Below are 9,850 nucleotides of genomic sequence, written 5' to 3' on the forward strand. Positions count from 1 at the left end.
AAAAAACATCTGAACTAGCAAAAGACTGAGAAATTTCAACAACCTCCATGTATTCCTGAGGAAAATTGATTTATTCAGAGATTTCAAAATATTTTTGTTGACAAATTAGAAAAAATATGTAGATTAATGGTATATGTTTTATAAATTATGTTATGAAATGGATGATACGCTTTCCCATTTAAAAAAAATTAATTGCGCTGGGAGGCATTATGGCTTTGTCTAAAGAATTAAAGAGAAAGTTAATTAGCGAATATCGGTTACATGAAACCGATACAGGGTCACCTGAGGTTCAAATCGTTATCTTGACTGAAAGAATCAATTTATTAACTGAACATCTTAAAGCCCACCCAAAAGATAAGCATTCTCGACGGGGCTTAATCAAGATGGTTAATGAACGTCGCCGGCATCTGAATTATCTTTATCAACATCATCGCGAACGGTATAAAGCAATTGTAGAAAAACTGGGCTTGCGCGGCATATGATAAAGATAACGAAACTAGATACTTCGGTTAATTAAAAAGATGAAGAAGGTTGAGATTGAGATTAATAAACGAAAATTGATATTAGAAACCGGGCTTTTGGCTCGTCAGGCTTCAGGTAGTGTTTTGGTGCGTTATGGCGATACGATTGTATTAGTTAGTGCAGTTTATAATAAAGAAGTATCTATAGAACAGGAATTTTTACCACTCACCGTCGATTATCGAGAACCTACCTACGCTGCAGGTAAAATTCCCGGTGGTTTTTTTAAGCGCGAAGGAAAGCCTCGAGATAAAGAGATTTTGGTTTCAAGGTTAATGGACCGTCCAATCCGTCCACTTTTTCCAAAAGAATATAATAACGAAACACAAATCACCGGCTTTTTACTTTCCAGTGATTTAGAAAACGAAGGAGATTTTTTGGGTATTATTGGTGCTTCCAGTGCACTTCTGATTTCAGAAATTCCTTACACGACTCCAATTGGGGCAGTCCGAATTGCAAAAATTGATGGCGATTTTATCATAAATCCCTTGCTGTCCGAACAAGACCAAGCCACACTAAATTTAATCGTCTGTGGTACCAAAGATTCAATCGTTATGCTGGAAGGAGGAGCGAAAGAAATCAGCAATGAGGATTTTATCGCTGCATTAAAGTTTGCCCAACCGGAGATTCAAAAAATTATTGAAATGCAAGAAGAATTGCGCAATGCTGTGGGAAAACCTAAAATTGATATTGAGGAACTATTACCCAAAGCAAAATTAGCCAAAGAACAAGAATTAAAAAATATTATTTTAGATAAAGCATTACAAATTGGAATTTGTGATGCTAATAACATTCAAGATAAAGAACAACGACAATCTGCAATTGCTGAAGTAGTTAATCGAATATCGGAAGAACTGGAAGCAATTTATCCTAATTGTAAACCCAAAGTGATGGCAGTCGTTGACGATTTACTTCGAGCCGATATGCGTCAGAGAATTCTCACTACCGGTATCAGATTAGACGGTCGCACTGCAAATGAGATTCGGCCGATTACTTGTGAGATTGGGATTTTACCTCGAACACATGGCTCAGCCATTTTCACTCGCGGACAAACCCAATGCCTTGCAGTTACTACTTTAGGCACAAAATCGGATGAACAAATTGTTGAAGATATTGAGCGGCAAGAATCAAAGTCATTTATGCTTCACTATAATTTTCCAGGATTTTCCACTGGTGAAGTTCGACCACTGAAAGGGCCGGGCCGGCGAGAAATTGGCCATGGCGCTTTAGCCGAACGGGCGATAGAGCCAGTCTTACCGCCGGAAGAAACATTTCCTTATACGATTAGGGTCGTCTCTGATATTTTAGAATCTAACGGTTCATCCTCAATGGCAACTGTCTGTAGCGCTTCATTATCACTCATGGATGCCGGTGTTCCGATAAAAAATGCTGTCGCAGGAATTTCAATCGGATTAATAAAAGAAGAAGATAAATATGTCTTATTAACTGATATTATTGGCGCCGAAGACCACTACGGTGATATGGATTTTAAGATTGCAGGAACCAAAAATGGTATTACCGCAATCCAATTGGATTTAAAAATTACCGGCGTCCCGATCTCGATTTTAGAACAAGCCGTTGCTGAAGCCACGAGAGTCCGCTATGAAATTTTATCCATTATGTCTAAAACGATTGAGGCACCCCGCACAAGTATTTCGCAATATGCACCAAGAATTACTGCCTTTAAAATCAAAAAAGAAAAGATTGGCGATGTCATTGGTCCTGGTGGCAAAGTAATTCGGAAAATTATTGAAGAGACCGGTGCGGAAATTAATATTGAAGATTCGGGAGAAGTAACTATATCCGCACCAAGTGCTGAGCAACTTGCAAAAGCCCGTGACCGTATTTTAGAAATTACGGAAGAAGTTGAAGTAGGTAAAATATATACCGGAGTCGTGAAAAGAATTACCAATTTCGGCGCTTTTGTTGAGATATTGCCTGGCAAAGAAGGATTAGTCCATATTTCCCAACTTGCACCCTATCGAGTAAAAAATGTTTCAGATGTGGTGAAAGTTGGCGACCGTATTCGAGTTAAAGTTACCGACATTGATGATTTGGGTCGAGTTAATCTTTCTAAACGAAAGGCAGAATCTGGTTGTGATAATAAAGAGCGAATTAACCGTCGCGAAAGATATTAATGTTAGTCTTCCAAAACCTACAAAATATTTTTGTGTATAAACCACTGGGAAATTTGCCTTTTGAAATGAAGAACTTCAAATGTAAACTTTAAATGGAAAACATACAAAAGACACAGATTAATAGGAATATTCAAATTATCACTGAAGAAGTTCAATATCTCAATTCCGCATCCTTAGGAATATTTTTTTATCAAGGTTCAAGAAACGAAGAAAAAGATAATCAGGGTATCACCCATCTTATTGAACATATGCTGCTTAAAGGAACTAAAAACAAATCGGCAACTGATATCTCTTATTTAGTAGAATCTCGAGGTAGTATTATTGATGCGTTTACTTCTAAAGAGATTACGGGAGTATATTCTCGTTTTTTGGTAGATAACTCGTGTTTTGATTTCATGGCCGACTTATTATGTGAAATCATTACGGATTCGGTCTTTGATGAACAAGAATTGGCAAAAGAAAAGAACGTTATCGTGCAGGAGATATTAGAAAGCCAAGAAGACCCCTCAGACGCTGCATTTTCTTTATTATTTGAAGCACTTTTTCCGCAACACCCGCTCTCTTTTCAAATCGCAGGCACATTGAACTCAATTCAAACTATCAATCGTGATTATTTGGTTTCATATTACCGTAACAATCATCTTAATACCAAAATCTGTGTTGTGGCTGTGGGAAAAGTTGCGCATGAAGAAAATGTCAGCAAGTTCCAATCAAAGTTAACCGAATTATCGGCTAAAGATGTCTCCCACAGACAATGCCTGACTCCACCTAAGTCGCAATATGCTTTAGGAATTCAACCACGAAATGATTTAAATCAAGTCTACTGTGTATTGGGGAATATTACCTTTTCCTATCAAGATGAACGAAAATACGCATTGTCGGTAATTAATACCGCTTTAGGTGGTTCTTTGTCGTCTCGATTATTTCAACGGCTTCGAGAAAAAGAAGGATTAGTTTACACAATTTCTACTTTTGGTGACCTATATGTCGATATTGGCGTATGGGGTCTATATTTTATCACAGACAATAAAAATCTAAGCCGGGTCATAAATATAATTTTTGAAGAGAACAAAAAATTAAAGAAAGAGAAATTATCTCAAAAGGAATTGGAACTGGCAATAAATTTTTGTAAAGGTAATTTAGTTTTAGGATTAGAAAATCCTATGTCCCGTATGATGCGTATCGGAAAAAATGAATTATTACTCAATCGTGTTGTATCCATCAAGGAATCGCTTGACCAATATACACGACTTAGTTTAGACGAGGTCAATGATATTATTGACGATGTGATTAATATTAATTTTGCCGGCGGTATTGTCGGTCCAATTAATGAACAAGAGATAAGAAAAATTGATTGTCTTCCTAAAAATATTTTTATTAGCAATAGCGTTAAGTGAGAATATATCTTTTAGCAAAAATAATGCAAAATATATCTAAGGAGGAAAAATGAAAATACTATTTCTGAATGAAGCAGAAATAAAAAACATCTTGACGATGTCTGATACGATAAAAGCAGTAGAACTAGCTTTTTTAGAAAAAGGCCGCGGAACCGCCCAGATGCCACCGAAAATGTATCTTTTTTATGAAAAGTATAATGGTGATATCCGAGTTATGCCTTCTTATATTCCTCGACTTGATATCTCTGGCGTTAAAATTGTGAATGTTCATCCCAATAATCCCCATAAATATAATTTACCCAGTGTGATGGCGACCGTAATTTTGATTAATCCAAAAAATGGTTGTCCAATAGCAATTTTTGATGGTACTTGGATCACAACGATGCGAACCGGAGCCTCATCAGGTGTGGCATCTAAATATTTAGCACGAAAAGATTCAAAAGTATTGGCATTAATTGGTGCCGGCGTTCAAGCCGAAACCCAACTTGCCGCGATTACGAAGGTACGAAAAATTACCAAAGTTAAGATTTATGACATCGTAGAAAAATTGTGCCGGGAATTTATCAGCCGAAACCTGAAAAAATATCCAGTAAAATTTGAAATAGCCAAATCAATAAAAGAATGTGTTGCGGATGCAGATATTATCTCAACCCAAACACCTGTTAGAAAGCCAATTATTATGGCAGAATGGATAAAACCCGGAACTCATATCAACGCCATTGGCGCCGATGCTCCAGGTAAACAAGAACTTGACCCTAAAATATTACTAAAAAGCAAAATTGTTATTGACGATTGGGAACAAGCAAGTCATTCCGGAGAGATTAATGTTCCGTTATCTAAAAAGATTATTACTCAAAAAAATATCTATTGTGAGATTGGTGATATTGTTGCAGGTAAGAAAAAAGGGCGCACCAATGATAAAGAAATCACGATTTTCGATTCGACCGGCCTTGGCATTCAAGATTTAACTACTGCATTCCAAGTTTATAAAATTGCGAAATCTAAGGATTTAGGTGTCGAACTAACTTTAATCTAATATCTAATTAGAATTTTACTTACTTGTTTAATTAATAGCGTTTACACTAAATAGCATCACTTATTAGTTCTTTATCTTTCGAATGAAGACTAATCGATTTAAGATTTGTATGGTCTCTGATACTTATTTTCCGTATATCGGAGGTATTCCGGAACATATTTATAATTTATCGCATACACTTCGTGAACATGGACATACAGTTAAGATTTTAACTGCCCGATTTAGTGCTCGGCTTGTTAAATCCCTGCCGTATTTACCCGACGAAGAATTTGTTTACCGTATCGGGGATGCCCTGCTTATTCGCGCCAATAAATCATTTGCTCGTTTAACCATTGGCTGGCGTCTCTCGGATAAGGTTGAGAAATTTTTTGAAAAAGAGAATTTTGATATAATTCATATTCATGGCTCATTAGCGCCCACTTTACCAATCCTGGCAATTCGTCATTCTTCGGCAATTAATGTTATCACATTCCACGCAACGCATCCTAAAGATAAGAATTATTTATTTTTCCGACCACTGCTTTTACCGTATATAAGAAAACTACACGGAAAAATTGCAGTCTCTTCCTCGGCTCGAGACTCTAATATGTATTATTTTTCTGGAGAATGTCGGATTATTCCGAATGGCGTCAATATAAAATTATATAATCCATCAGTCCCACGATTAGAAAAATTTTTCGATAAGCGACCGAAAATTTTGTTTTTAGGCCGATTTGAACCTCGCAAGGGACTAAAATATCTTTTACAAGCATTACCCATAGTCAAAAAAGAAATTCCGGAAATTTTACTCATCGTGGTCGGGGCTGGCGTTTTAGGCTATGCCTATCAAGAATACATTGCCAAAGAAGTTAAGGGAAACATATATTTTGCTGGTTTAATTCGGGATGAAGAAAAACCGCGTTATTATGCAAGTTGTGATGTCTTCTGCGCTCCATCAATCGGTTATGAAAGTTTTGGTATTGTGCTGTTAGAAGCAATGGCTTGTGGTAAACCCATTGTTGCATCAGATATTCCTGGTTACCGAACAATCATTGAGGATGGCAAAGAGGGTTTTTTAGTCCAGCCTAAATGTCCAGAAGAAATTGCAGACCGATTATTAAAGATTTTAAAAAATCCCGAATTAGCAAAAAAAATGGGTGAACAAGGTTATAAAAAATCTTTGAATTATTCTTGGGAGCGAGTTGCCCGACAAGTCGAAGATTATTATCTGGAATTATTTCAACAATATCCTTATTATAAACGACGATATGCAATTTAATTGATAACTATTTATATTTGTTATCTACATTATTGTAAATATTGTATAAATTGATTGTCGGAATAGGTAATGGTAAATAAACACAACGATATTGAAGAGCAAGAATTAAATAATTTATCCAATACACCAGAAACCACTATTAGCCAATTAACAACTAACACATATCGATATAAAGAAAAGAGCCATTTTCTTTCGGTTCTCAAGCTCCGTAATTTTATGATTTTCAGTCTATCTCAAGCGATTTCGCTTTTTGGTGATAAACTTGATTATATGGCTTTATTAGCAATGATTGCTTTCTATTCAGAACAATACGGTTGGCAGAGTGCGCGGGCGATTTCATACTTATCTGTAATTATTACTTTGCCAACTATACTTTTGGGCCCGTTAGCAGGGGTTTTAGTTGACCGGTGGAATCGACTCAAGGTACTAATTTTTTGTGATAGTTGCCGAGCAATAATGGTTTTCTTAATACCGTTAATCGTTATTAGAACTGGCAGTCTCTATTTAGTCTATTCCATAGCCTTTTTAGTGTTTTTGTTTGGACTCTTTTTTAACACCGCTCGGTTATCAATAATTCCTAATTTAGTTGCTAAACGTCGGCTTTTAGCCGCAAACTCATTTATGAACTTCGTTGGCCGAATCTCAACATTTTTAGGAATGTTTTTAGGTGGTTTAATCGTTGATTGGCAGGCCTGGCATAAAATTGGTATCAAGTACAGTTGGAGTGCAGGATTTTATCTTGATGCGCTAACTTATTGTTTCTCTGTATTAGGGCTGATATTAATTGCTATGAGAACTAATGTTTTTGGTCAAAAATTTCTCCAAGCCGAAGAATTGCGTTCAGCAAAAAAAATTCCCGATTTCCGACCTTTGATTTCGTCAGCGCACATACAGGAAAAGAAAACAATTGAAGAATTAAAATTAGCATTTAAATATATTAGTCGTACCCCTAAGGTACTTTTCGTTTTTGCCACAATTTTTTTATTAGTTATCATTGGGGCAACCGCTTTTGTTTTATTAGTACCTCTTATACAAAGTGCTAACACGAATTTAGGCTTCGGCGTCGGAACTAAAGGTGTCGGATTTGTTGCTGCGGCGGGGGCGGTGGGATTAGTATTAAGTTCAATGAGTTTTGGATTAATTGGTCACCGTACTAATAAACAATATATGATAATTAGTGCTTTTTTACTTTTGGGAATAATTACAATCCTTATTCCATCATTAAATAGTTTTATTGCTTTATTGCCGTTAGCGTTTGGAGCCGGGCTTTTAATCTCACCAATATTTATTATTCAAGATACGATATTACATGAAACGGTTCCGGATGGAGTGCGGGGAAGAATTTTCTCGGCTCGTGAATGGTTGTTACATTTATCGTTTGGATTGGCTTGTTTAATAGTAGGCGAATTAACCAACTTTTTCTCTAATCAACATTTAATGTATTTTACTGGAACTTTAGTTGTTATAATTAGTATAATCGGACTCTTTTTGATTAAAAAAGGTTACACTAACCGCACTTTACGATAGAAAAAGACACTAATATTATAAAAATATCCACATTTTTTAATTGCTACTAAACATTTTATCTTTGTAATAGAATCGTTTTGGGGCAGTTTTGAATATACACTTTTCTATTAGCATATAGTAATAAATTATATTATCTAAACTTTGGTCAATTCAAACTTTTTAATATCTATGCAGCCAATATTGTTAAAAGTATCAAAATATAAACAATTTTTATTAAAGATTATTGAAAAAAAACTTTTTTGTTCCAATTTGTAAATATAATTTATAAAATTAATAATGTAATTATGAAAGGAAATATTATGTAAAGCATTGAGTTAATCTATTATAACGACTGACAGAATTCATATTTTTTATTTATAATAAAGTATTCCACAATACTCGCCATGTTTTGATATCTTCAGGGTTTTTTACCCGAACTACCATTGCTCCCATCATATGGCCATCGTCATAAAGTATTAAAAGCTTATCTTCGGTAAGAAATTTAACATTCTTCTCTGACCAACACCCCCAATTGCCACCTAAACTTGGTTTAGTTCTGATTAGTTTGGCAATTTCGGGATTATTTACTAAAGTCTTCAAAATCGTCATTTGCTTTGCAGTATAAGTAGGTGTTAAGTCAGCCACTTTATTTTCAAGTTGCTCAACTTTTACTTTAAATTCGACACCTAATCGCTTATGTTGATTCAGGGCAATTGACATCGCAACAATAATGGCAAGAAGTGCTAAATTGATGATTAAGGAAATAAACGAAACTACAAAAAATATCCGAGAATGATTTTTATTATTCATCGCTTCTCCTTGAATACTTTTTTACATTTTTCAGTAAATAACGTGCATCAACATTTTTATATTTATAGACAATTTTAGCATTGATTGATATATTACTGAGATAAACTTTTTTGATTATATTCATGGCAGGTAATTAATCTTAATATTCTTAATTCCCCAGAAAATGTTAGTTTTTATTCTGGGGTCTTTTTTATATAACTGGTTAAGAAATTTACGAATTCGGTTTCTTTCGCCGATATTCTCATAAGGACAATGATTGTTAATTGGTCGTAGTCCATGTCCTTTAAGATAATTCAAAATTAGGGTTTTGTCAAAGAAATATAGCGGACGAATTATGTAAAATCGATTTTGAAAAAATTCTTGTTTCGGAACAAAAGTTGTTATTTCTGAAGCATAAAACAGGTTTAATAGAAAAGTTTCGTTAACGTCTTCTAAGTGGTGTGCTAATGCAATTTTTTTAATTCCTTGTTGGTCAGCAATCTCAAATAATCTCTTCCTTCGTTGCCGTGAACAGAAAAAGCAATATTTTTGCTTTCTTTTATTTATCTGGGCAAGTTTTTTCGGCACATCAATTTTTGATATTATGTATGGTATCTTTATTTCTTCAAAAAATTTAACTATCTTTCTTGTATTCCAGTCTGGAAAACCTGGGTCAATATGAACTGCCAATAAATTCCAATTTTTATTTCTGCGTAGATTATAAACACTGAAAAGATGCGCAAGCACAATACTATCTGCACCACCCGAAACACCAACTAAAACTTTTTCTTTATCTTGTAATAGACTATATTCTTCTAAAGCTTTTTTAAATAAAGAAAAACTTCTCTTATAAAGCCACCTATCAAACATTAGAGACAAAGAAGCAGATAATTAGGATAATTTAACACCATCAAATTTACTCAATTGCTCATAAAAAATCTGCTGAATCTCATTTAGACGCTCAGGTGTTTTGGCTTCGAATCTTAAAACCAAGACGGGTTGGGTATTAGATGCTCTAACTAACCCCCAACCATCAGAAAATAGAACTCTAACACCATCAATATCGATTGTTTCGTGATTTTGCATCTTAAAATAATCTCTAAGTGCATTGGTAATTTGGAACTTCAAATCATCAGGACAATCAACGCGGATTTCTGGAGTTGAATAATAATAAGGAATTTCTGCAACCATTTCCGAAAGACTTTTT

The 9,850-nt window shown here is 34.8% G+C and carries 9 protein-coding genes; 6 read left to right on the forward strand and 3 right to left on the reverse strand.

Annotation, left to right across the window (positions count from 1 at the left end; all coding sequences use genetic code 11):
- The first annotated feature begins 209 nt into the window (after positions 1-209).
- The 6 genes from rpsO to N2201_06525 all read left to right on the forward strand — a co-directional run bounded on the left by rpsO (position 210) and on the right by N2201_06525 (position 7,875).
- Positions 210-482: a 30S ribosomal protein S15 gene (gene rpsO / locus N2201_06500; GenBank protein ID MCX7785854.1), complete on the forward strand. Its 273-nt coding sequence runs from the start codon at positions 210-212 to the stop codon at positions 480-482.
- A 39-nt stretch (positions 483-521) separates the two neighbouring features.
- Entirely contained in the window at positions 522-2,657 is a 2,136-nt protein-coding gene (gene pnp / locus N2201_06505) for a polyribonucleotide nucleotidyltransferase (protein ID MCX7785855.1), read from the forward strand.
- Positions 2,658-2,749: 92 nt separating this feature from the next.
- A complete protein-coding gene (locus tag N2201_06510) occupies positions 2,750-4,054 on the forward strand; it encodes an insulinase family protein (protein ID MCX7785856.1) in 1,305 nt (434 codons plus the stop codon).
- Between the two features lie 49 nt (positions 4,055-4,103).
- Positions 4,104-5,090, forward strand: a complete 987-nt coding sequence (ala, locus tag N2201_06515; protein MCX7785857.1) for an alanine dehydrogenase — start codon at positions 4,104-4,106, stop codon at positions 5,088-5,090.
- Between the two features lie 82 nt (positions 5,091-5,172).
- A complete protein-coding gene (locus tag N2201_06520; GenBank protein ID MCX7785858.1) occupies positions 5,173-6,348 on the forward strand; it encodes a glycosyltransferase family 4 protein in 1,176 nt (391 codons plus the stop codon).
- A 69-nt stretch (positions 6,349-6,417) separates the two neighbouring features.
- Positions 6,418-7,875: an MFS transporter gene (locus N2201_06525; GenBank protein MCX7785859.1), complete on the forward strand. Its 1,458-nt coding sequence runs from the start codon at positions 6,418-6,420 to the stop codon at positions 7,873-7,875.
- Between the two features lie 354 nt (positions 7,876-8,229).
- Here N2201_06525 and N2201_06530 read toward each other — a convergent pair whose 3' ends face one another.
- The 3 genes from N2201_06530 to N2201_06540 all read right to left on the reverse strand — a co-directional run.
- Entirely contained in the window at positions 8,230-8,664 is a 435-nt protein-coding gene (locus N2201_06530; GenBank protein ID MCX7785860.1) for a hypothetical protein, read from the reverse strand.
- Positions 8,665-8,784: 120 nt separating this feature from the next.
- Positions 8,785-9,513 carry a tRNA 2-thiocytidine biosynthesis TtcA family protein gene (locus N2201_06535; GenBank protein ID MCX7785861.1) on the reverse strand — a complete coding sequence of 243 codons (729 nt, stop codon included), beginning with the start codon at positions 9,511-9,513 and terminating at the stop codon, positions 8,785-8,787.
- A 21-nt stretch (positions 9,514-9,534) separates the two neighbouring features.
- Positions 9,535-9,850 (reverse strand): phosphomannomutase (locus N2201_06540; protein ID MCX7785862.1); only part of this gene is annotated, 316 nt, incomplete at its 5' end.

Source organism: candidate division WOR-3 bacterium (genome assembly GCA_026418155.1).
Taxonomy (GTDB): Bacteria; Hydrothermota; Tepidihabitantia; order Tepidihabitantales; family CAIPLT01; genus JAOABV01.